Genomic DNA, 21,465 nt, shown 5'->3' with positions numbered 1-21,465 from the left:
ATTTTAACAGGTTCGAAAATGACAACTCTATGTCGGCAATGCTTGAAAGAAATAGCAGTGGCAAACAATACCCGCCGGAATAGATGCCCGCATTGCCAGTCGCCGAAACTTATTTCGCATCCAGAGTTAAATCAACTGTCCACTGCCCATATGGATTGTGATGCATTTTATGCAGCTGTCGAGAAACGGGATAACCCGTCATTGGCCTATAAACCGGTTATTGTTGCGCATGACGGTGTTCGAAGTGTGGTTAGTACCTGCTGTTACATCGCACGCATCTCTGGCGTTCGCTCTGCAATGCCTTTGTTCAAAGCAAAGAAAATCTGTCCGGATGGAGTCATAATCAAACCCAGAATGGACGTCTATAGTGCCGTGAGCAAACAAATCCATAAGCTGTTTGATGAACTCACCCCAATGATTGAACCGCTTTCATTGGATGAAGCTTTTCTGGATTTGTCCGGCACCGATAAACTTCATGGACGAACTCCAGCACAGTCGATGGCTTGGCTCGCCCGGGAAATACAACAAACCATCGGGATTACTGTATCGGTGGGCCTGAGCTACAATAAATCGCTAGCAAAGCTTGCCTCGGATCTGGATAAGCCGGACGGATATGCCGTTATTGGCCAGGCGGAAGCCTTGACCTTCTTGGCCCCACGCCCTGTAGGGGATATTTGGGGCGTGGGAAAAGCCCTCAATAAAAAGCTGAACGCAGAAGGCATAACAACAATCGGGCAACTTCAACACAGGGACGAAAATGATCTGATCAAAAAATATGGCACGATGGGGAGCCGGCTTTATCAGTTTTCACGCGGACAGGACGACCGCAAGGTAAAGTCGGAAAGGAAAGCCAAAAGCATCTCGGCTGAAACAACATTTGGAACAGACATATCGGATATCCATGTCTTGGCAGATAGACTTTGGCCCCTGTGCGAGCGGGTTTCCGCCCGTTTGAAACAAACAGAAAAAGCGGGAAAAACGATTACTCTAAAGTTGAAAACCGGAAATTTTCAGGGCATCACGCGCAGTCATACTTTAGATCGACCCACCCAACTGGCGGAAACGCTTTATCAGGAAACTCTTCCCCTCCTGCAAAATGCAGCCTTGGGGAAAAGCTTTCGGCTGATTGGAGTTGGCATTAGCAGCTTTGGAAAACTGGATGAAGCAGATACACCCGACCTGCTGGATCAGGACAAAGGTAAAATCAAAGAAATTGAAACCGCAATGGACAAGGTGCGCGCAAAGTTCGGAAAAGATATCATCCTAAAAGGCCGGGGGTTCAAGCCACCGCCTAAAGACGATTAAACGCTACCTTTGCACATAATTTTAATCGCCGCCCAAGCGCGCTCAGAAAAAGCGTTCAATGTCCCTGTTGTCTTAGCCTCTTTAATTGCCTGAATACGACTATCCATATCAGGGTGCGAGGAAAACACAGAAAACAGCCCGGCTTCAGGCACCTTCTCACCTAGTTTTTTCAACAGGGGGAGAACCGGTGCAATATCCATATCCAGCCTGTTCATCAGGTAAACGGCTGTTTCATCAGCATCATCTTCGTAACTGCGGCTATACGCTGCGCCGGATGCAGATTGCGCAACGGCCGCAATCACTGTTCCTCCTGACACATCGCCCAATGCCATGGAAAAGAAGGCCGCGATGCCTACATTCGTTACAAACAGGCTCATCGGGTGCTTTTCCACTAGATGCCCAAATTCATGGGCCAAAACCCCTGCTAACGCATTCGGATCCTCTGCCATATCAATCAGGGCAGACGTAATCACCATCCGCCCCGCCGGTAAAGCAAAGGCGTTCGGGACCTTGCTGGAAATAACAGTCACCTTTACGGGCGGAATATCTGCGTCCGCCGCCGTCACAAACTCCTGCACCAGACCTTCAATTGCACTCTGCGCGACGGCTCCCTCACAAACAGGATTGGTCTCGTTATTCTTCGTCGTTTTTGCCAGGCGTTGAATAACAATATTTTCGACGCCCTCACCAATTTTAGAACGGGTATCATACGGCACAAGACTAGCAATTCCGTAGGCCAATACCGGCAACCCATACCCAAAGAAAAGTCCGGCACAGACCACAACGGCTGCCGTCCATGCAACAACAGGCTTCCACCATCCGGCAGCACCCTTACGCCGCTTACGCAAGTTTGGAGATGCGATTTTTAAGCTTTCTATGAAAACAGGCTCGGTAACAACCAGCCGTTCATCACTTTCATGACTATGAGAAAGGGTCAATTCGTTTGGGCGATACGGAGCATTTTCATCTCGCAAATCAGCAAGCGGCCACCGACCGATAAGGTTTTTTGCCTCGTCATAAAGACACAAATCCGGTTCAACAATTGTCAGAACTACCCGAGTTTCCTGAGCTGTCTTCCCATCAAAATATCGCCCGATCGCGTGCATTGCTAAAAAGCTCCTACATCTAGTGCATCGGCGAGCCCTTCTCCATATTTTGGAGAATTTACCGATGTAGTCGCTACTTTCGCAAATACATCTTCATCATCTGTTTTTAAAGACTTGCCGATCTCTTTCATCAAAGGAATGAAAAGCAGCAGATACATGACAATATCCATGACCAGATAAATTGTTAAAAACAATCCAAGAATCACAGCCATACCAACGCCCGGCTGGGTCTGCATCAGCGTCGCAATGCTAACAAAAATCCCGATGACCAAAGCATAGCCAACAAGACCCAGCACACCCATCACCACAAGGATTAAAAGGATCTTGCGAAACCTGAGTTCAGATCGAAAAGACGCCCCTGCAAATTCTATCCGGCTTACCTGATATTTAAAAGATTGAACCCGTGCAATCAGGAACATCATCGAGAGAGCCACAAAACCAACACCCGCCGCGATTTGAACTTGCGGCAGGAAGCCCACATGAACGATGCTTTGCTCAATCTCTTCAAGCGGGGCCCCCATGAGTTCTTCACTGATCACAAGGAAGCCAAGAATACCAGCCACAAAAAATTGAGCCAGCAAGATCAGCGGCCAGTAAATTTTGTAAAATCCAGCGGCCCTGCCCGAATAGTGGAAATCCTGATCGCCAAATGCCAGGTTATTCAACATATACGTCGCCCGAACGGCCAATAATTTCGGATACGCCCAGCCGAGGGTTACCACGGACAAAACCGACCAAATGAAAACCTTCCCCATATAGGCCATGGCACGGCCTTTTAAATAAAACCGAATAGACCGAAGGGATGTTCTGCTCAGGCGATACCGCCACAACCGATAAAGAGCAAATTGCCAAAAGCAATATAAAACAACAAAGTTTAGTAAAGAGGAAACCGCAGACAATTGGGGGCCCGCCAGGCTGATAATGCCGAGTAGAATACCCAATCCGGTAAAAATTACTGTCATTATGACCAGCGCAATTAGAAACCCGATGAACAACTCTTTGGCGGTACCATGATATTGAAGTCTATCCTCTCCAATTTTGATTGACTGCCAAAGCAGCCGACGCAAATGAGTTTTTCCCCAGAACCGGTAAAATCCCAATGTCGGGATCCCCAGAATTTTATTTAAAAGTAACCGACCAGCTACAGCACGCCGTGAAATATCCACAGACACAAATGACTGCATCTCTTCCCCCTAGTTCTCGTTATTCGCAGTTATTTTTGTCTAGAAAATCCAATTGAACCAGTTTCCCGCTCAATGAAAATTCCTTGTATTTCAGGGTAAGGTCTGTAGCGACACCGTTTTCGTACATTTTTAGCCCCACCTCGTAATCTGGCTCGTTGCTTTGCCCTTTTAAGTCAAAAAAGGCAAATTGAACTGGCCAGTATGGCATCTCTTTCATTCTCTGGTCAGCATCAGACCAATCATCAGAAAAGCCCTTCTTGCCGATCACGGTAAGTGTATCCTGCAACCCTTCCGGACCATTTCCATCATACACTTTGGCGGATACAAGGTTTTTCCCTTGTTTTGCAGATTTCAAAATAATGCGGGTATGAGCCGTTGGAAACAACACCCCTTTTGGCAAAACCAATTCCTTTGTATCAGTATCCTCGCCATTGAACACCACCTTCCCATCATTTTCGCCGAGTGTCGCGACACCGTCTGAGGCTTCAACCGACTGACCGTCCAAAATACTGGACATGGAAAACCGCATACTGTTACCGCTTTTGTTTTCCCAGGTTGATAAATGAAAATCAGATGTCACCACGCCGCCTTCAACATTTTCCAGTTGAACCAGCATACGCTGATTGAGGACATAGCCTTCGCATTGATTATCCACTTCCATGACAATACGCCCGCGAACATTCTGCACGCCATTATCCTGCTTTATTTCTTTCAGGCTAAGGTCATAGACGGCGCGATGAGACGCAAGAGGAACCTCCCCGCCTGCCAAGGCTGATCCGGCAAACAAGAGTGAACCCGCAATGAACAAACGAAGTAAACCGTTCTTAAAACGCATCATAAATGTAACCTTGATATAACAAAACCAGATTGGATCAGACAAACCGGCAAACGACAGTAGATTTAAAGAAAGTAATAAACTGCTATTTGGACCCTGTGAAGTTCAAAGAACAATTAATCTCAGTTAACACCACTTCTACAAGTGGGATCATTCTTCTTAGTAACCGGTAAATCTTACCCATTAAGTAGGGAAAAACTCGATATTCTTCAATAACACCAATCCATAACGTATTGAATAATATATACTTATCTCCTTTAAACTCCGTGGCATGCATCTTGCTTATTAGTTGGGGAAAGGTGTGAAATTACCTTTAAGGGATACATAATTTGGGATGGCAAAGCCATTCATGCAAGTTAAGGAGTATGAGTATGTCAGGTTCGTTTTCTTCTGCTGCGACAATGCACGAAAGCCTATCAATTCCGCATGATCGGGATGTTACTGTCTATCTTGAAGATCTCGCCAATCGGCTAAAGGATCTGGATAGCAAGGATCAGAAAAACGACGAACAACACTGGATGCTGATTAATCGCGTCCTCGCCTATGCTGCAAGTGCTGAACAGCATATCGCTGAACAGCAATCTCGTATTCAAGAGCTTGAAAACCTCTCAACAACCGACGAATTAACGGGCCTAGCCAACCGCCGGGCGTTAAGAGATTTCATGCATCGGACGATCTCATCTGCGCGCCGCTACAACGAACAAGGCGTTCTGGCTTTCCTTGATTTGGAAAACTTCAAGGCCATTAACGATACCCATGGTCACGATGCAGGCGACAGAATGCTTCAGAAACTTGCCGAAATACTCGTTACTAATCTAAGAAGTACTGACTTTGTTGCCCGTTTAGGCGGAGATGAGTTTGTGTTCGTGCTTCAAAAAGCAGATCAAAAACAGGCAATTGCACGGGCTCACAAAATTCGGGAGTTGATTTCCCAATGCAGCATTAATGCTCCGCGCTCGCAGATCAAAATATCTGCCAGCATGGGCCTTGCCATTTACGATGCGCAGAGCACGTTTGAAAGCGTTATGCGGGCTGCTGATGAAGCCATGTATAAAGACAAAACGGCCCGCAAAGCGCTAGTATAAATCCTGTTTTTTCGAGAAGACGTCGCAATCGCGAATTTTGAACAATTCTTTAGGCTCCTGAACACCGCGCAAGTGATGGAGCCCAACTGACTCAAGATGCTCGCATAAATGTCCGGAGGTCTCAACGAAAGCCCCAGACATCAGAAGATCCGTGTCCAATTGATCACAAAGCGTTTCAATGCGGCTTACTTCATTCACGGCGGGTCCAACAACGGTAAAATCCAACCGGGTTTTGGACCCCACATTCCCATACATGACCTCACCAACATGAACCGCTATATCCAGCTCCATTGTCCGTCGGCCCTGAGCCAGCCTCTCGCCATTCAATTGTTTAACGCCTGAAATCATCTGCAACGAGGACACCAGCGCCTTTTTACACACTTCTTTTTCGTCTTCATTATCCAGTGCGAAAGTTGCCAAAATACCATCGCCCATAAATTTCAGGATTTCTCCGCCAGCCTCTTCGATTGGCGCGACCATTCTCTCGAGATACTGATCCAGTGTTGCCACAACGTCAGATCGCCCCGTGACATCCGATAATCGCGTAAAACCGCGAAGGTCTGCAAAAATAAGAATGGCGGAAATGCTGCTCGCCTTCCCACGCATAATTTCACCAGACAAGACCTTCCGCGAGGTCTCTTTCCCGATATATGTTTCCAGAACAGTTTCGGCCGCTTTGAATGACGCAATACCTTTAACCGTCAGGGCAAATAACGGAATGGCCCGTCTCAACAGGTTTAACTCTTCTTTTGTAAAGCCCCCTGGCGCAGAGCTTGCCCAGGATGTAATCAGTCCCGACGAATGATCCCTAAAATCATCCTGAAAACCCCAGCCGAAATCAAAAATCTGACTGAACCAGTCAGTCATACCCTGATCCCGAAATTCCACAAGCACGGGGAAATCCAACTCCTCACTGTTTTCCAAGGACCGTTGCATGAAACTGACCCGGTTATTCAGCATAAAAAAGAAAGGACTGGCAAACCAACCTTCACCCGGCTCCTCAGAATGCAAAACATTGGTGTTCGCAACAATGCCTCCTTCTTTGCGCCAAGTGTACATGAAAGCGCTAACTTGAGGGTGGATTGTGCTCAATGCAATATTGCCACGGGTCAATTGAACACCAAGATCAGTCAGCTTTTCGCAAAATTGGGCGATAAGCTGATCAATGCGCATCCCATGCATACCTGCTTCAATCAACCAGCCAAAAAGCTGCTCTTCTTTTGTGCGGGCTGCAAATAATTCAGTGGTCGGATCGGTGCTGGATGTCGTTACGCCCATGGTAGAGGCCTTTGTCAGAAATAATCTCAAAACGCTTGTTGGATATAATGCTTTAATGCGGCAATGAAAGACTTATTTACGCAACGTCAAAAAATAAACTGTTTGAATTGAAACAATCTATATTGGACGGCGTGACCGGAAATGCTAAAAAGCGTTCTACACGCTGAAAAAAAGCAACCTATTTGTTAAGGGTATCGAGGTCGGGATGTCACAAGAACTTAAAAAATACTGGAAAAATTATATTGGCGGCAACTGGGTAGATGGTGTCAATGGTGATCGTATCTCAATCGAAAATCCGGCGACTGGATTACAGATTGCTGAAATTGCCCGCGCCACACAGGAAGACATTGATCTGGCCGTGACGGCTGCCCGCACCTGTTTCAATTCTCGTGTGTTATACAACATGCGCCCGACCAATCGTGGTGCCTTGATGTTTGAAATTGCCCGTCACATGACGGAAATGGCGGATGAAATTGCGTTGGCTGAATGTCTGGACAATGGGAAAACCCTGACAGGCGGCAAGAACGAAGCCCTCGCCGCTGCTCGCTATTTTACCTATTATGGCGGCCTCGCGGATAAGCTTGAAGGACGTATGATCCCATTGGGATCGGATTATCTGGATTATACTATCCCCTCTCCGTTTGGCGTCTCTGCTCAAATTGTACCTTGGAACTTCCCTCTTCAAATTGCCGCCCGCTCGGTCGCCTGCGCGTTAGCAACGGCAAATACGGTCGTCTTGAAGTCTCCTGAACTTTCACCGCTTTCAACCTATTTCATCGCTGAAGCCTGTCACCGGGCAGGTGTACCCGCCGGCGCCGTTAATATCGTATCAGGCTACGGACATGACTGTGGAGCCTCCCTCGTCTCTCATCCGGACATCGATCACATTGTGTTCACAGGCTCCTTAAAAACGGGTCAGTCCATTCTACATGCCGCCGCAGAACGTGTTCTGCCCTGCATCATGGAGTTGGGCGGAAAGTCTGCCGGTATCGTCTTCCCGGACGCAAATATCGATCAAGCGGTCAACTCAACGGCATCCGGTATTTTCACCCATGCAGGCCAAGTCTGTTCTGCCCAGTCTCGCCTTATCGTACCGGCAAGTCTGCGCGATCAGATTGTTGAAAAGCTTGCACAAAAAGCGGTTGGTCTGACGATCGGCGCGGGAATTAACGGACACGACATCACGCCCGTCATTTCAGGACAGCAAGCAGAAAAAATTGATGCCATGTGCAAAAAGGCCATACAGGCTGGTGCCGAAGCCGTAACCGGTGGTGGTCGCATTGAGGAAATGGACGGACATTTTATCAAACCAACAATCTTCAGTAACGTCACCCCCTCGATGACCATCGCACAAGAAGAAGTATTTGGCCCCGTCTTATCAGTCCTCACATACGACGACCCCGAAGAGGCGATTGCGATTGCCAATGGGACAGATTATGGTCTTTGCGCAGGTCTTTACACCAAAGATCTTTCAACGGCGCATTGGGCTGCTGATCGATTGGTTGCGGGTCAGGTTTTCGTCAACGAATGGTTCGCCGGTGGCATTGAAACACCGTTCGGCGGCACAAAAAGATCGGGGTATGGTCGAGAAAAAGGACAAGAGGCCTTGCTAAATTACGTTCAAACCAAGAATGTAGGGATCCGGATTACCGATGGCGGCGGTGGACGCCCCGGAGGTTAATTGAAATAAAGAGGAAATAAAAACGCATGTCAGGAAAAATTGACGCCCAACTTGAAAAACTTGGTCTTGTAATTCCAGAAGCAGCCGCGCCTGCCGCGAATTACATTCCCTACACTGTTTCTGGTAACCTTGTATTTGTTTCAGGACAGGTACCCTTTGTCGATGGCGCCATCACTTTTCAGGGCAAGGTAGGCAAAGAATTTACAGTCGAAGAAGGCGCGGAATGTGCGCGCGTCTGCGCCCTGAACATTCTGGCCCAGGTAAAAGCGGCATGCGGCGGGGATCTGGACCGGGTGACACGCTGCGTAAAATTGGGCGGTTTTGTAAATTGCGTTGACGGATTTGCACAACAACCAACGGTCATTAATGGCGCATCCGATCTGATGGTTGAGGTCTTTGGAGATGCGGGACGACATGCGCGTTTCGCGGTTGGTACAAATGCCCTTCCTTTGAACGTTGCTGTTGAAATTGATGCTGTTTTTGAAATCAAGTAAGCCCGCCACGCTTCCTGATTGGCTGACAGCTATACCGATTGCGCATCGTGGCCTTCATGATGCACAATCGGGCGCAGAAGAAAACAGCCTGACAGCCTTTAAAAATGCCATGGATGCAGGCCTTGCCATCGAATTAGATGTTCATCTTTCGGCGGATTTGATCCCGTTCGTTTTTCACGATGCGACACTGTCCAGGATGACAGCGGACAGCAGATCCATTGCAGAGGTTTCTTCCGCAGAGCTGCATCGTCTGCGTCTGAACGGCTCCCATGACACCATTCCGTCCCTCAAAGAAGTATTGGCCTTGGTGAACGGCGCCGTTCCGCTGGTTATTGAACTTAAAAGAAGTCCAATCGATAATCTGTTGCTAGCGGCAAAAGTATGGGATTGCCTGAAAGATTATTCTGGCGCTTTCTGCATTCAAAGCTTTGATCCCAATATCTTAAAGTGGTTTCGTCTCAATGCCCCTAATGTCATCAGGGGCCAATTGGCGATGAAACACCCTCCAGCCCATGTCTCGTTTTTCAAGAAAATCATGATGCGTTACCTTTTAACGAATTTCATCAGCCGCCCACACTATATTGGGTATGATGTGAAAGATATCAGTTATTGGGTGGTAAAAAGTGCCTTAAAACACAATATGAAGCTTCTAGCCTGGACCGTTCAAACAGAAGACCATCTGGCTATCGCAAAAAAACGGGCCGACAATATTATATTTGAAAGTCTGCCTGTAGATCATATCCGCTAATCTTGTAACAAAGCTTCGTCTGGTTCTGGTATTATGACAAACCCACTTTCCATCTCGACCCTTCAAAATATTTCAGAAGTAGAAGAACAGGAATGGAATAAGTGCGTAAGCAGCAACCACCCGTTTATTCAATACGGTTTTCTAAAAGCTCTGGAAGAAAGCGGCTCTGCGACCGCTGAAACAGGCTGGATGCCATACCATTTGGTCCTGAGAGACCACGATACAGTTGTGGGTGTTGCCCCTCAATATATTAAAGGCCATAGTCAGGGAGAGTATGTTTTCGATCACAGCTGGGCTCATGCTTACGAACGGGCCGGTGGTCGGTACTATCCTAAACTGCAGCTATCCATTCCTTTTTCCCCGGTCACCGGCCCCCGCTTCCTTGCCATGGGGGGAGAAAAAGAGAATGAGTACAAATCCTTGCTTATGTCCGGGGCAAAACAAATTGCAACGAAACTGGGAATATCCTCTGTTCATGCGACCTTCGTTCAGGAACATGACCTTCCCCTTCTTGAAGACAACGGGTATATGATCCGCACCGGTGAACAGTTTCACTGGGTCAATCAAGACTATACTGACTTTGACGATTTTCTGAGCCAGCTATCATCCCGCAAACGCAAAGCCATCCGAAAAGAAAGAAAAGAAGCCAACAACGCGGATCTGACTTTCGAGATTAAACAAGGGGCTGAGATTACTGAGGAGCATTGGGACGCATTTTTTGCATTCTATATCGACACAGGAAACCGTAAATGGGGCACCCCCTATTTGACACGCTCCTTCTTCAGTCTTCTGGGGCCTGCCATGGGATCAGATGTTGTGTTATTCATGGTGAAACGCGAAGGCCGCTACATCGCCGCCGCCCTGAACCTTAAAAGTGATGAATGCCTTTATGGTCGCTACTGGGGTTGCATCGAAGACCACCGTTTTCTTCACTTTGAAACCTGCTATTACCGGGCCATCGATTATGCGATCGAACATGGCTTAAAACGCGTGGAGGCCGGCGCCCAAGGCCCTCACAAACTTGCGCGGGGCTACCTCCCGACAAAAACCTATTCTGCGCACTGGATGCAGGATCCGGGTTTTCATGACGCCGTCAGTGACTTTCTAAAGGCAGAAACCCGGGATATGAACGCCGAAATCCAGTATCTCAGCAACCATTCACCTTATAAAAAAGTTTAGAAAAAAACCACGTTCCTTGCGGACCCTGCGTCACTGAACATGATCCCTTCATTGTATTTTTCTAACAAATAGTGTAAACTGCCATTAACGTTTACGTAAACGTAAAGCAATAAAAAAGCTCCCAATAGAGCAAACTGAGAGGAAACCCAATGAACGAACATATAACTCGGGATGAAATATACGACTCGGTTGCCCCATCTGATTTTCCAGCCATGCTTGAAACAGCCCGCTATGGAAAAAGAACGGATGCATTTGATAAAATCATTTCGGCAACCCATGATCATTTCTGGGATCCTCTGGATACTGCCTATATCGACTTTTCAACGCCTTTTGACATGAAAAACGAAATGATCATGCCAAAAGAAACCATTCCGGAACTGCAAAGCGCCGTAGTCGACAGGCTTGATGAAGGACAACAGATCAAGCTGGCAAATGAAAGCGTGCGCTGGGGCGTTTCTGGCATTCTACATGGTGAACAAGGCGCGCTCTCCCTGAGTGCGAGCCTGTGCCATATCCTGCTGGATCCGGGGGCTCAGGAATATGCCTCCAACCAAACCAGAGAGGAAGCGAGGCATGTGACGGCATTTAGCCGTTACATTCAGACCCGTTGGGGAAGCCCCTACCCTGTGGGAGAAGCCCTCGGAGGACTGATGAATGAATTGGTTGGTGCTGAGCAGGTTTATAAAAAACTGGTCGGAATGCAAATGCTTATTGAAGGTCTCGCAATGGGCGCGTTTGCCAACTTCCATTCGAAAACCAATGATCCACTGCTGAAACGGCTGACCCAGCTCGTGATGACAGACGAAGCGTTTCACCATAAGTTTGGAAAAATCTGGGCGGACAGAACCATTCCGAAACTCTCTCGCGAAGAACATGACATCGTCGAAGACTGGGCGGCAAAATGCTTTGAAACAGTGCTGTTCAATCTGGTCAACATTCGTCAGAAGCAGGTAATTTACCAACAATTTGGACTAGAATGGGAATGGGTTCGTGACGCGTGCCGTGAAGTTTACACCGACAACGACCGTCGGGATTCTCTTAAAGAATCCACCAATATCTTCCGGGTCTTGGTCAAAACGCTTCTTAAATCTGGTATTATCACAGATCGCACACGCCCCCTCTATGCTCACTGGATCGATATGGATGAAATTGATCAGGAAGGCGAGGATATGGTTGGCTATGCCATTGCCGATGAAGGCATTGAATATCTAAAACAGATCAATTCTGGCCGTCGGGTGATCGGGCAAAAATAGATCATTGCCCTTCTCAATAAAGAGACAAAAAAGCGGGGCCGATCTGGCCCCGCTTTTCATTAAACAGCTTCGCTGTCTTTCTTGTCGTTTCGCTTATTGTCGTCTTTATCGAGCTTTTCACGCTCGTTCACTTCTTCAGCGCTTTCGATATTGAACGTCAATTCGCCCTTCTTAAATCCGATACTGACATGCCCGCCCTTCGACAGTTTGCCGAACAGAAGCTCTTCGGAAAGCGGCTTTTTAATATGCTCTTGAATAACGCGGGCAAGTGGCCGAGCACCGTTCAGAACATCATAGCCTTTTTCAGCAAGCCACGAGGCCGCCGCATCGGTCAGTGACAAGGTCACATTGCGATCTTGAAGCTGTGTTTCCAATTGCAGTACAAATTTTTCAACAACCCTCGAGACAACTTCTGGCGGCAGCGGTGAAAACGGCACAACGGCATCCAGACGGTTCCTGAATTCAGGCGTGAACAGGCGCTTGATGGCTTCTTCGTCCTCTCCTTCGCGAACGGGATTACCAAAACCAATTGCCTGCTTACTCATTTCCTGGGCACCGGCATTGGACGTCATGATCAAAACAACATTCCGGAAATCAACATGCTTTCCGTTATGGTCAGTGAGTTTACCGTGATCCATAACCTGCAATAAGATATTGAAAAGGTCCGGATGGGCTTTTTCAATTTCATCAAGCAGAAGAACCGCATGAGGTTGCTGGTCGATTGCATCAGTCAGCAAACCACCCTGATCATACCCGACGTAGCCCGGAGGGGCCCCGATCAAACGGCTGACAGTATGGCGCTCCATATATTCAGACATATCGAAACGGATTAACTCCACCCCCATGATAGAGGCCAGTTGTTTCGCAACTTCCGTCTTACCCACACCCGTAGGGCCAGAGAATAGATAATTACCGATCGGTTTTTCAGGCTCTCTTAATCCGGCGCGAGCAAGCTTGATGGAACTTGCCAACGCTTCGATTGCAGCATCCTGTCCAAAAACCACCCGTTTCAATTCAACATCAAGCTTCCGCAAGCTTTCAGTATCTTCTTTGGAAACAGATTTGGGTGGGATGCGGGCGATTTTAGCCACGATTTCCTCAACATCCCGAACACCGATCACCTTCTTGCGACGGCTTTCCGGTTTCAGCATTTGTGCGGCACCAACCTCATCAATCACGTCAATTGCTTTATCTGGCAATTTGCGATCATTGATATAGCGCGCTGCCAGCTCGACCGATGTTTTAATGGCATCCGCCGTGTACCGAACATTATGATGCTCTTCGAAATAAGGTTTTAAACCCTTCAAAATCTTAATGCTGTCAGGAATGCTGGGTTCATGAACATCAATTTTCTGGAACCGGCGCAATAAAGCCCGGTCTTTTTCAAAATGACTTCTAAACTCTTTGTAGGTCGTCGACCCAATACACCGTATCGCGCCACTTGCAAGAGCGGGCTTCAATAAGTTTGACGCATCCATTGCACCGCCACTTGTCGCACCGGCACCAATGATGGTGTGTATTTCGTCGATGAACAGGATGGCATGATCCATCCCTTCGAGTTCTGTCATGACCGCTTTCAGGCGTTCTTCAAAATCCCCGCGATACCGCGTGCCGGCCAGCAAGGACCCCATATCCAATGAGTAAATAACAGCGGGAAGCAACACCTCGGGGACATCCCCGTCGACAATCCGTTTTGCCAAACCTTCTGCAATGGCTGTTTTTCCAACGCCCGGATCGCCAACATACAGGGGATTGTTTTTTGATCGGCGGCATAAAATCTGGATTGTCCGTTCAACTTCTTCTTCTCGGCCAATCAAAGGATCGATTTTACCGTTGAAAGCTTTTTCATTCAGATTGACGCAATAGGCATCTAAAGACTCCGTCTTGCTGTTGCCCTCTTCACCAGACTCCAAATGTGGGTCATGATGCTCGTCGTCTGCCGGATCATCTGCACCGCGCACAATGCGAGCAGATTCATGGCCTGGTGCTTTCGCAACACCGTGGCTGATATAACTGATTGCATCCAGACGGGTCATATCCTGTTTTTGTAGAAAATAGGCGGCATGGCTTTCGCGTTCCGAGAAAATCGCGACAAGAACATTGGCACCGGTTACTTCTTCACGGCCGGAGCTTTCCACATTGATCAACGCTCTTTGAACGACACGCTGGAACGAGAGGGTCGGCCTTGCCTCCACAAAACTATCCATGACCAGATCGTCCAGTTCATCCGTGATAAACTGATCGAGTTCTTTTTTCAGCAATTCCAGATCCACATTACACGCCCGCATGACAGCGGCCGCATCCTGATCTTCTGTAAGGGAGAAAAGTAAATGCTCCAGCATCGCAAACTCATGACGACGGGAAGTCGCCAAAGCCATCGCACGATGCAAGCTTTCTTCGAGGGAATTTGAAAATCCTGGCACTATTCTTTCTCCATTGTACATTGAAGAGGATGTTGATTTTCGCGAGCGAAATCAATTACCTGGGCTACTTTTGTTTCAGCGACTTCATACGGGAAAACACCACAATTCCCGACACCTTTATGATGGACGTGCAGCATAACCTGTGCGGCGGTCTGCTCGTCCATTCCAAAAAAGCGCTGCAACACGAACACGACAAACTCCATCGGTGTATAGTCATCGTTTAACAACAGGACGCGCCACATTGATGGTTTCTTTGTTTTCGGCTTGGTCTTGGTAACAACCCCAGTGTCCGCATCCCCACCATTGTTATTGCCATCCGTATCATCCGTCATTTTAATCAGCGAACTGGTATACTTCATTTCCGGTATTTTTTATCCTATTTCAGATGACTCTTTACTCTGCCCCTCTATACATAGTTAGAGATCATAGCAGGAAATTCAAAAAAAATGATGAATTGTCCTCAAGGAATTTTGGATTTTTTTATTTTTTGGCTGTTTTCGTCATTATTTTTCTTTGTTGATGTCGTTTAAACAGCAAAAAAGGCCCGGACAAGCCGGGCCTTTCTGTGAGATGATAGAACTGATCTAGTCTGATTTATGCGCGGTTCAGGAACTTGTCCATGTTGGCTGCATACTGTGCGCCAAATGGTTCCATAACAGTTTTAGCGGCATCAACGAACATTGAGTTCAGTTTGCCAAATTCACTGACATAGGTTTCTACTGAACTGCGAGCGTACTCAGATTGCAATTCAATTGCTTTCTGAACGTCTTCAGCTTCAATCAAGGAACGCGTTACAGAGAAATACTCAGATACTTGCTCAGTGCTGAATTCTACGATTTCTGCACTAATTTTTTCGCCTTTCTCAACAGCAGTTGCTCCAACTTTCATGAAGGATTCAGACCCTTCAGCATCGTAAAAAGGAACTTCGCTTAGAGATTTAGTGGCTTTTTCAACGTTTGCCTTGCCGTCTTTTACAGCTTTTTCGTAGTTTGCTTTGAAAGCTTCACTACCTGATTTAAACGCGCTTTCTGCGGCGTCTGTACCGGACTTAAAGGCGTCCTGTAATGTCTTGCGGTTCGCAGTCATCAGGACTTCAAAATCTTTTGTGATATCAGCAGCTTCTTTTTTAGCAGTCGTTGCTGTTTTCGCTTTAGTAGTTGTGTTGCTCATTTGTTTGACCTTTCAGGTTACATCTCAAATCATGCTGCACTGCAACAATGTGCTATTTATATATTCAATAAACCTGTTTTGTCAACACTTTTTGTGCAGCGCACAATAATAACTAAATTATTGTTTTATCTGTATTTTTTATATTACCAGTCAAAATAAATCGAAAAAAATTTGCACAAGCGATATGAATAACGCACCTTCTAAAGCTTCAAACCGTTATCACCCACCTCTAGTGAAAAATAACTACCGCCTTCCAATCCAACCTGATTTCGCCCGCCCCTGTCATGAATGATCGGCTCACGAATTGGAACCGGCTCAATATCAGTTCGGTCTTTCCGCGAAACTGCTTCCAAAAGAGGGAGCCCTTCTATATCGACCATATCCTTTGTCCAGGCAAAATACTTGAACGCTCCGGACCTGCAAACCATGGCGATCCAATAAAATTCATCTGAGTGCAATATCTGGCCATCCATACTGGGGCGCTCAAAACCCGCCTCAATTAACGCCTTATCGATCGCCAACAGGTCATCATAGGTTAGAACCTCGGTGCTGTTCGACGTTCCCTGAAAGTCGATCCCATCCCTGCCAATAGCAAAGTTGGCGCCAATTCCACGGGCAAACACGCGGGTCGTCTGAACGCCCGTTTTGGCGTTTTCCGGCTGACGGATATCATATGTTCGAACCTGCTGTTCATATAAACCGTTAAAGACGAGCCGATAACGGGAGTCGCTGCCCTCAGCGCAGCTATTTCGAATATCATCTCCATTTAGATAAGAGAAATACTGGAATGGCCTGACAAGCGGATTGTCCGTACCGCCATTGGCTGTACATCCACTCAGAACCATTGCCCCTAAAATACCTAGAATTTTTCGCGTCAATTTCGCCTCTTATAGACTGGAATGATCTCGCTGTGCACTTACGACTTATTAACCTTGATCGGATATTGTATGACCCTTCAGCAAATATTCAATTCGACTGGATATAAGATAGTTTCTTAGAAAGTTTGCGTTTGACCATGAATCTAAATGTTTTTTCCGATTTTGGTAGACATGATTCGCTTCTTTTTTTACACTCTAGAGTTATAACGACAAAAAAGTTCGATTTTAGCCGGTCAAGCAATGAAAAGTAGGTTTTCCTTGAGTGAACAGTACACACAGAGTTGCATTTTCGACCGTATGAGTGAATTACGTCAAAAAAAGGGCGGGGGATCCAAGATGATCAACAAAGCACTATTGTCGACCCTTGCACTCATTCTGCTCGCGGCTACATTGTTCCCTGGCGACAGTCTCGCGCGTTATGCCTCCGTTGTTATGGACAGCCGCACCGGCCAGGTTATCTATTCTCGGAATGCGGACAAGAAACTCTACCCTGCGTCTCTGACGAAAATCATGACACTCTACATGACTTTCGAAGCCTTGGATCGAGGACAGCTGCGCTTTGACCAGATGTTATCCGTCTCCAAGCGGGCTGAAGGGCAAGCGCCCACAAAGCTAGGCCTGAAAAGAGGCGGCCGCATCAGTGTACGGGACGCCGTTTTTGGTCTTATCACAAAATCAGCCAATGACGCAGCGACCGTTCTTGCTGAGGCGATGGCGCCCACAGAAGCTGCATTTGCTCGTAAAATGACGGAAAAAGCGCGGAAGCTTGGCATGCAGCGCACCTCTTTTAGAAATGCAAGCGGCCTGCCCAATCGTCGTCAAAAAAGCACTGCACGGGATATGGCTATCCTTGGCGCTGCCATGATCCACGACTTTCCGCATTATTACAATTACCTGTCGCTACAGAAGTTCGATTATAAAGGCAAGGCCTATAAAAATCACAACAACCTGCTCGGAAAATACAAAGGCGCCGATGGCATTAAAACCGGGTATATCCGGGCCTCTGGCTTTAATCTGGTTGCCTCAGCAAAGCGTGGACGCAATCGATTGATCGGTGTCGTTTTTGGTGGGCGCTCCGCCAAGAGCCGCGACCGCCACATGAAAAAACTACTGGATAAAGGCTTCACCAAGATCGAAACCATATATCCAACAACCATTCCCACGCCAACAACCAGACCCCTGCGGATTGCCTTGGGAACGTCCCATCAAAGCAAACCTGCAGTTCAGATTGCCAGAAGCAATATTGACACACCTGGCACTGTCGCCGCGATTAAGAAAACAGCGATTGGCGAAGGAAGCTGGGGCATTCAGGTCGGCGCATTTTCCCGCGCGGACAAAGCCCGCAGTCAGCTTAACAAAGCAAACAGGCTAAGCAATGGCTTGCTTGATAACGGTCAGTTCAACATCCAACGCGTAACACAAAATGGCACCGCTATTTACCGCGCCCAGATGGTCGGCTTTAACGAACAGGGCGCCCGCAATCTATGCAAGGCACTTGAGCGTAAATCAATGACATGCTTTGTTGTTTCAGCAGGCACCGGCAACCTTGTTCGTGTGGCTGACCGCAACTAGACCGTACCGCGCCTAATTATTCAAACCATACAAGGCGGACCAGCCTTTCTTTCAAGGCACAGCCTATGAGCATCGATTGCCACCCGCAACCGACGGACCACAAAGCCGCCCCTTATCTGTTGATCTTAAACGATACGCACCAAAGAAAAGGAGCCGGCAATTCATGCAGGCCCCAACCTCACTCCGAAGATTACCAATGATGCCAGCCAATGCCAAAATTCTGGTTGGTGACGCTAACGGCAAGGCTCCTTAAAGCTGATTGATCGGCACTTTAAGGTAGCGCGTGCCATTTTCTTCAGGAAGCGGCATATGCCCCGCGCGAATATTTATCTGTACAGACGGTATGATTAGAACGGGCATACTTAGTTCTTTATCTCTATCCTCCCGCATTTTGACAAATTCCTCTTGTGAGACACCTTCGTTGATATGAATGTTCTTTGCGTTTTGCTCTGCGACAGTCGTTTCCCAGATATAATCTCGCCCACCGGGTGCATAGTCGTGACACATAAACAATCGTGTATCGCCGGGCAGAGACAGGATTTTTCGGATTGAATTGTAAAGTGCCTTGGCATCGCCCCCTGGGAAATCACATCGGGCCGTTCCGAAGTCTGGCATAAACAAAGTATCCCCGACAAAAACAGCATCTCCAATTTCGTAGGCGACACAAGCCGGAGTATGTCCCGGAACGGAAATTGTTTTTATGGTCATCTGCCCACAGGAAAGCGTTTCACCATCCGCCAGCAGTTGATCAAATTGCGAGCCGTCCGTCGGAACCTCATTCGCCACGTTAAACACACCGGTAAACACTGCCTGCACTTTCGTTACCGCCGCGCCGATACCAATTGCCCCGCCCAGTTTTTCCTTTAAATATGGCGCAGCGGTCAAATGATCCGCATGGACATGGGTTTCAAGGATCCAATCGACAGTCATCCCTTCTTTTTGAATAAAATCGATGACAGCATCAGCGGTTTCCGTATCCGTACGGCCGGATTTTGGATCATAATCCAAGACACTATCAATAATTGCACAACGGCCCGTCGAGCCATCTGTGACCACATACGTTACCGTAAACGTTGGTTCATGGAAAAAAGCTGTCACGATCGGCTTCATTTTGCACCTCATTCTGGGTTGTCCCTGACAATCCGCGATCAGATCGCCAAAAAATTTCATATTGACTATATATCTGTATATATGTAGATAAACAAGTATGAATATTGAAAATATGAAATTTGCCGCGCAGCGTGCCAGCACATTGATGAAAGCGCTGTCGAGTGAAACCCGGCTGATGCTGCTTTGTCAGATGGCTGATACGGAGCGCTCGGTCAATGATCTTGCAAGTATTTTACAAATGCGCCCCTCTTCTGTTTCCCAGCAGCTGTCTCTTCTTAGAAAGGATGGATTGGTCAAAACCAGAAGAGAGGGGCAGACTATTTTCTATTCCCTAGAGGGGGATGAGGCAAAAAATGTGATTACTACACTTTATGACCTTTATTGTTCAGAGGATACTTCCCAGTGACTGTCTCATTAACCCGCTTTTTGCCTATTCTGGATTGGGGCCGGAACTATTCAGTCAGCACATTCAGCGGTGATCTGTCAGCTGGTATTATTACGGCAATTCTGCTGATCCCCCAAGCCATGGCCTATTCCGCTCTTGCTGGCCTCCCTCCCGAAGTTGGCTTATACGCCAGTATTGCACCGCCCATTCTGTATGCCTTTTTTGGCAGTAGCCGGACACTCGCCGTTGGGCCGGTGGCTGTCGCGTCCCTTATGGTTGCCTATGCCTTATCGGCAATTGCGGAGCAAGGGAGCAGCGACTATCTTTCCGCGGCCCTTGTTCTTTCTGTCTTGATTGCGTTGTGCTTTCTGATTATCGGCGTCTTGAAGTTGGGTTTCCTGACTGAATTTCTGAGCCACCCAGTAATGGCTGGTTTTACCAGTGCCGCAGCCCTGATGATAGCCTTCAGTCAGCTTACCCCTTTTTCAGGGCTTAGCGAGCGGCTTCATTTTTTCGATTTATTCTCGCCAAACGGCATATCAAACACAATAAACGGTATCAATGGTACAACCCTTGCCATCGGGTTATTCAGTATGGTTCTGCTGTATATATTCCGCAAATATCTCGAAGCGCTTTTACGCAAAATTCCAGCACTGGATCCATTTGCACAAGGTTTATCCAAAACCGGGCCGCTTATCGTCTTGATCCTTACCACCTTCACCGTGATGACCTTTGATCTTAGCGAAACCGCGGCAGTACCCATCATTGGCTTAATCCCAGAAGGTATTCCCACCTTTCAGGTCCCGGATTTTTCAGCTGGTCTGATCTCGGACCTCCTCCCCTCTGCCCTACTGATAACCTTGATCAGTTACGTAGAGAGTGTGGCAATTGCCAAAGTGCTGGCCGCTAGACGCCGCCAAAAACTGAACGTCAATCAGGAAGCGTTGGGCCTTGGATTTGCCAATCTAGGCTCAGGCTTCACCGGGGGCAGCCCCGTTTGTGGCGGCTTCAGCCGATCCGTGGTCAATTTTGCCGCTGGTGCCAACACGCAGGGAGCCGCAATTATAACCGCGCTCCTGATCGCAATGACCCTCGCTTTTTTCACGCCCCTCTTCTACTTCGTGCCCAAAACAGTCTTGGCCGCCATCATTCTGGTTGCCATCCTCGATCTAGTGGATGTGAAAGGCTTCTTAAAAAATCTCCGCTATGATAAAGCCGACGGGATTGCGGAAGGCGTCACCTTTGTTTCTGTACTGCTGCTTGGGATTGAAACGGGCCTGACCATTGGAATTGGAATGTCATTGCTTCTACATTTCTGGAGAAGCAGCCGCCCTCACATCGCCGTGGTTGGTCAGGTTGATAACACTGAGCATTTTAGAAACATAAAGCGCCACAAAGTGAAAACCTATCCCCATCTGCTGGCTGTCAGGATTGATGAAAGCCTGTTTTTTGCCAACGCAACCTATCTTGAAACCTTCTTGCTTTCCGAGGTTGCCGCAAACAAGGAAATCACCGATGTACTTTTGATTTGCAGTGCGATTAATACGATTGACGGCAGTGCCCTGCACACGTTGGAGATGGTGCAGAAAGAACTCTCTGACGGCGGCGTGACATTGCATTTTGCCGAAGTCAAAGGGCCGGTCATGGATCGCCTGCAACAAACCGATTTCTTTAATCACAATCAGGATATCAAGGTGTTTTTAAGTACCTATGACGCCTTCAAATTTCTTTCTGAAAAAGGAAACCCGCTCTTGAACAATCCAGAATGGAGTATCTAAT

At 47.6% G+C, this 21,465-nt stretch carries 19 protein-coding genes; 10 read left to right on the top strand and 9 right to left on the bottom strand.

Features of this window, described 5'->3' with window-relative positions; translation table 11 throughout:
- The first annotated feature begins 18 nt into the window (after window positions 1-18).
- Window positions 19-1,305 carry a DNA polymerase IV gene (locus tag ACJAYR_RS02290; RefSeq protein WP_415235098.1) on the top strand — a complete coding sequence of 429 codons (1,287 nt, stop codon included), beginning with the start codon at window positions 19-21 and terminating at the stop codon, window positions 1,303-1,305.
- On the opposite strand, the gene ACJAYR_RS02285 is transcribed toward ACJAYR_RS02290, so the two are convergent.
- Genes ACJAYR_RS02285 through ACJAYR_RS02275 form a run of 3 tightly spaced genes read right to left on the bottom strand, consistent with a single transcriptional unit; the run spans window position 1,302 to window position 4,433 of the window.
- Entirely contained in the window at window positions 1,302-2,411 is a 1,110-nt protein-coding gene (locus tag ACJAYR_RS02285; protein WP_415235097.1) for a M48 family metallopeptidase, read from the bottom strand. The genes ACJAYR_RS02290 and ACJAYR_RS02285 overlap by 4 nt on opposite strands.
- Before the next feature lie 2 nt (window positions 2,412-2,413).
- Window positions 2,414-3,595 (bottom strand): DUF898 family protein, encoded by a 1,182-nt coding sequence (locus ACJAYR_RS02280; protein ID WP_415235096.1) that lies wholly within the window; start codon window positions 3,593-3,595, stop codon window positions 2,414-2,416.
- A gap of 19 nt (window positions 3,596-3,614) precedes the next feature.
- Window positions 3,615-4,433, bottom strand: a complete 819-nt coding sequence (locus ACJAYR_RS02275) for a cell envelope integrity EipB family protein (protein WP_415235095.1) — start codon at window positions 4,431-4,433, stop codon at window positions 3,615-3,617.
- A 368-nt stretch (window positions 4,434-4,801) separates the two neighbouring features.
- Between ACJAYR_RS02275 and ACJAYR_RS02270 the strand changes: the two genes are divergently transcribed.
- Entirely contained in the window at window positions 4,802-5,515 is a 714-nt protein-coding gene (locus tag ACJAYR_RS02270) for a GGDEF domain-containing protein (RefSeq protein WP_415235094.1), read from the top strand.
- Here the strand turns inward: ACJAYR_RS02270 and ACJAYR_RS02265 are convergent.
- Entirely contained in the window at window positions 5,507-6,793 is a 1,287-nt protein-coding gene (locus ACJAYR_RS02265) for an adenylate/guanylate cyclase domain-containing protein (protein WP_415235093.1), read from the bottom strand. The two genes, ACJAYR_RS02270 and ACJAYR_RS02265, sit on opposite strands and share 9 nt — an antisense overlap.
- Before the next feature lie 205 nt (window positions 6,794-6,998).
- On the opposite strand from ACJAYR_RS02265, the gene ACJAYR_RS02260 reads away from it, so the two are divergent.
- From ACJAYR_RS02260 to ACJAYR_RS02240, 5 genes are all read left to right on the top strand, one after another.
- Window positions 6,999-8,474: an aldehyde dehydrogenase family protein gene (locus ACJAYR_RS02260; RefSeq protein WP_415235092.1), complete on the top strand. Its 1,476-nt coding sequence runs from the start codon at window positions 6,999-7,001 to the stop codon at window positions 8,472-8,474.
- Between the two features lie 26 nt (window positions 8,475-8,500).
- Window positions 8,501-8,968 carry a RidA family protein gene (locus tag ACJAYR_RS02255; protein ID WP_169544807.1) on the top strand — a complete coding sequence of 156 codons (468 nt, stop codon included), beginning with the start codon at window positions 8,501-8,503 and terminating at the stop codon, window positions 8,966-8,968.
- A complete protein-coding gene (locus ACJAYR_RS02250) occupies window positions 8,955-9,716 on the top strand; it encodes a glycerophosphodiester phosphodiesterase family protein (protein WP_415235091.1) in 762 nt (253 codons plus the stop codon). The genes ACJAYR_RS02255 and ACJAYR_RS02250 overlap by 14 nt, the downstream gene beginning before the upstream one ends.
- A gap of 33 nt (window positions 9,717-9,749) precedes the next feature.
- The gene (locus tag ACJAYR_RS02245; protein WP_415235090.1) at window positions 9,750-10,895 is read left to right on the top strand and encodes a GNAT family N-acetyltransferase; all 1,146 of its coding nucleotides are present in this window, start codon (window positions 9,750-9,752) and stop codon (window positions 10,893-10,895) included.
- Window positions 10,896-11,044: 149 nt separating this feature from the next.
- On the top strand, window positions 11,045-12,148 hold the full coding sequence (locus tag ACJAYR_RS02240; RefSeq protein WP_415235089.1) for a ferritin-like domain-containing protein: 1,104 nt from the start codon (window positions 11,045-11,047) through the stop codon (window positions 12,146-12,148).
- A gap of 59 nt (window positions 12,149-12,207) precedes the next feature.
- Here ACJAYR_RS02240 and clpA read toward each other — a convergent pair whose 3' ends face one another.
- The 4 genes from clpA to ACJAYR_RS02220 all read right to left on the bottom strand — a co-directional run bounded on the left by clpA (window position 12,208) and on the right by ACJAYR_RS02220 (window position 16,619).
- Window positions 12,208-14,571, bottom strand: coding sequence for an ATP-dependent Clp protease ATP-binding subunit ClpA (clpA, locus tag ACJAYR_RS02235; protein ID WP_415235088.1), 2,364 nt, complete (start codon window positions 14,569-14,571; stop codon window positions 12,208-12,210).
- The gene (clpS, locus tag ACJAYR_RS02230; protein WP_219821746.1) at window positions 14,571-14,903 is read right to left on the bottom strand and encodes an ATP-dependent Clp protease adapter ClpS; all 333 of its coding nucleotides are present in this window, start codon (window positions 14,901-14,903) and stop codon (window positions 14,571-14,573) included. Before clpS ends, clpA begins: the two co-directional genes overlap by 1 nt.
- A 262-nt stretch (window positions 14,904-15,165) precedes the next feature.
- A complete protein-coding gene (locus ACJAYR_RS02225) occupies window positions 15,166-15,741 on the bottom strand; it encodes a phasin family protein (RefSeq protein ID WP_169544801.1) in 576 nt (191 codons plus the stop codon).
- Between the two features lie 200 nt (window positions 15,742-15,941).
- On the bottom strand, window positions 15,942-16,619 hold the full coding sequence (locus ACJAYR_RS02220; protein WP_415235087.1) for a hypothetical protein: 678 nt from the start codon (window positions 16,617-16,619) through the stop codon (window positions 15,942-15,944).
- Window positions 16,620-16,955: 336 nt separating this feature from the next.
- Between ACJAYR_RS02220 and ACJAYR_RS02215 the strand changes: the two genes are divergently transcribed.
- The gene (locus ACJAYR_RS02215; RefSeq protein WP_415235086.1) at window positions 16,956-18,191 is read left to right on the top strand and encodes a serine hydrolase; all 1,236 of its coding nucleotides are present in this window, start codon (window positions 16,956-16,958) and stop codon (window positions 18,189-18,191) included.
- Window positions 18,192-18,440: 249 nt separating this feature from the next.
- Here ACJAYR_RS02215 and ACJAYR_RS02210 read toward each other — a convergent pair whose 3' ends face one another.
- Entirely contained in the window at window positions 18,441-19,301 is an 861-nt protein-coding gene (locus ACJAYR_RS02210; RefSeq protein WP_415235085.1) for an MBL fold metallo-hydrolase, read from the bottom strand.
- A gap of 97 nt (window positions 19,302-19,398) precedes the next feature.
- On the opposite strand from ACJAYR_RS02210, the gene ACJAYR_RS02205 reads away from it, so the two are divergent.
- Both ACJAYR_RS02205 and ACJAYR_RS02200 read left to right on the top strand, forming a co-directional pair.
- The gene (locus ACJAYR_RS02205) at window positions 19,399-19,707 is read left to right on the top strand and encodes an ArsR/SmtB family transcription factor (protein ID WP_415235084.1); all 309 of its coding nucleotides are present in this window, start codon (window positions 19,399-19,401) and stop codon (window positions 19,705-19,707) included.
- Window positions 19,704-21,464: a SulP family inorganic anion transporter gene (locus ACJAYR_RS02200; protein WP_415235083.1), complete on the top strand. Its 1,761-nt coding sequence runs from the start codon at window positions 19,704-19,706 to the stop codon at window positions 21,462-21,464. The genes ACJAYR_RS02205 and ACJAYR_RS02200 overlap by 4 nt, the downstream gene beginning before the upstream one ends.
- Window position 21,465 lies beyond the last annotated feature (1 nt).

Origin of the sequence: Sneathiella sp. (assembly GCF_047631475.1) — a bacterium.
Taxonomy (GTDB): domain Bacteria; phylum Pseudomonadota; class Alphaproteobacteria; order Sneathiellales; family Sneathiellaceae; genus Sneathiella.
This window is presented reverse-complemented; position numbering and strand designations above follow the sequence as displayed.

Excerpts from the sequence above, each read along its gene's own strand:
- ACJAYR_RS02290 (WP_415235098.1), top strand. The coding sequence starts at position 19 with ATGACAACTCTATGTCGGCAATGCTTGAAAGAAATAGCAGTGGCAAAC.
- ACJAYR_RS02285 (WP_415235097.1), bottom strand. The coding sequence starts at position 2,411 with ATGCACGCGATCGGGCGATATTTTGATGGGAAGACAGCTCAGGAAACT.
- ACJAYR_RS02280 (WP_415235096.1), bottom strand. The coding sequence starts at position 3,595 with ATGCAGTCATTTGTGTCTGTGGATATTTCACGGCGTGCTGTAGCTGGT.
- ACJAYR_RS02275 (WP_415235095.1), bottom strand. The coding sequence starts at position 4,433 with ATGATGCGTTTTAAGAACGGTTTACTTCGTTTGTTCATTGCGGGTTCA.
- ACJAYR_RS02270 (WP_415235094.1), top strand. The coding sequence starts at position 4,802 with ATGTCAGGTTCGTTTTCTTCTGCTGCGACAATGCACGAAAGCCTATCA.
- ACJAYR_RS02265 (WP_415235093.1), bottom strand. The coding sequence starts at position 6,793 with ATGGGCGTAACGACATCCAGCACCGATCCGACCACTGAATTATTTGCA.
- ACJAYR_RS02260 (WP_415235092.1), top strand. The coding sequence starts at position 6,999 with ATGTCACAAGAACTTAAAAAATACTGGAAAAATTATATTGGCGGCAAC.
- ACJAYR_RS02255 (WP_169544807.1), top strand. The coding sequence starts at position 8,501 with ATGTCAGGAAAAATTGACGCCCAACTTGAAAAACTTGGTCTTGTAATT.
- ACJAYR_RS02245 (WP_415235090.1), top strand. The coding sequence starts at position 9,750 with ATGACAAACCCACTTTCCATCTCGACCCTTCAAAATATTTCAGAAGTA.
- ACJAYR_RS02240 (WP_415235089.1), top strand. The coding sequence starts at position 11,045 with ATGAACGAACATATAACTCGGGATGAAATATACGACTCGGTTGCCCCA.
- clpS (WP_219821746.1), bottom strand. The coding sequence starts at position 14,903 with ATGACGGATGATACGGATGGCAATAACAATGGTGGGGATGCGGACACT.
- ACJAYR_RS02225 (WP_169544801.1), bottom strand. The coding sequence starts at position 15,741 with ATGAGCAACACAACTACTAAAGCGAAAACAGCAACGACTGCTAAAAAA.
- ACJAYR_RS02215 (WP_415235086.1), top strand. The coding sequence starts at position 16,956 with ATGATCAACAAAGCACTATTGTCGACCCTTGCACTCATTCTGCTCGCG.
- ACJAYR_RS02210 (WP_415235085.1), bottom strand. The coding sequence starts at position 19,301 with ATGAAGCCGATCGTGACAGCTTTTTTCCATGAACCAACGTTTACGGTA.
- ACJAYR_RS02205 (WP_415235084.1), top strand. The coding sequence starts at position 19,399 with ATGAATATTGAAAATATGAAATTTGCCGCGCAGCGTGCCAGCACATTG.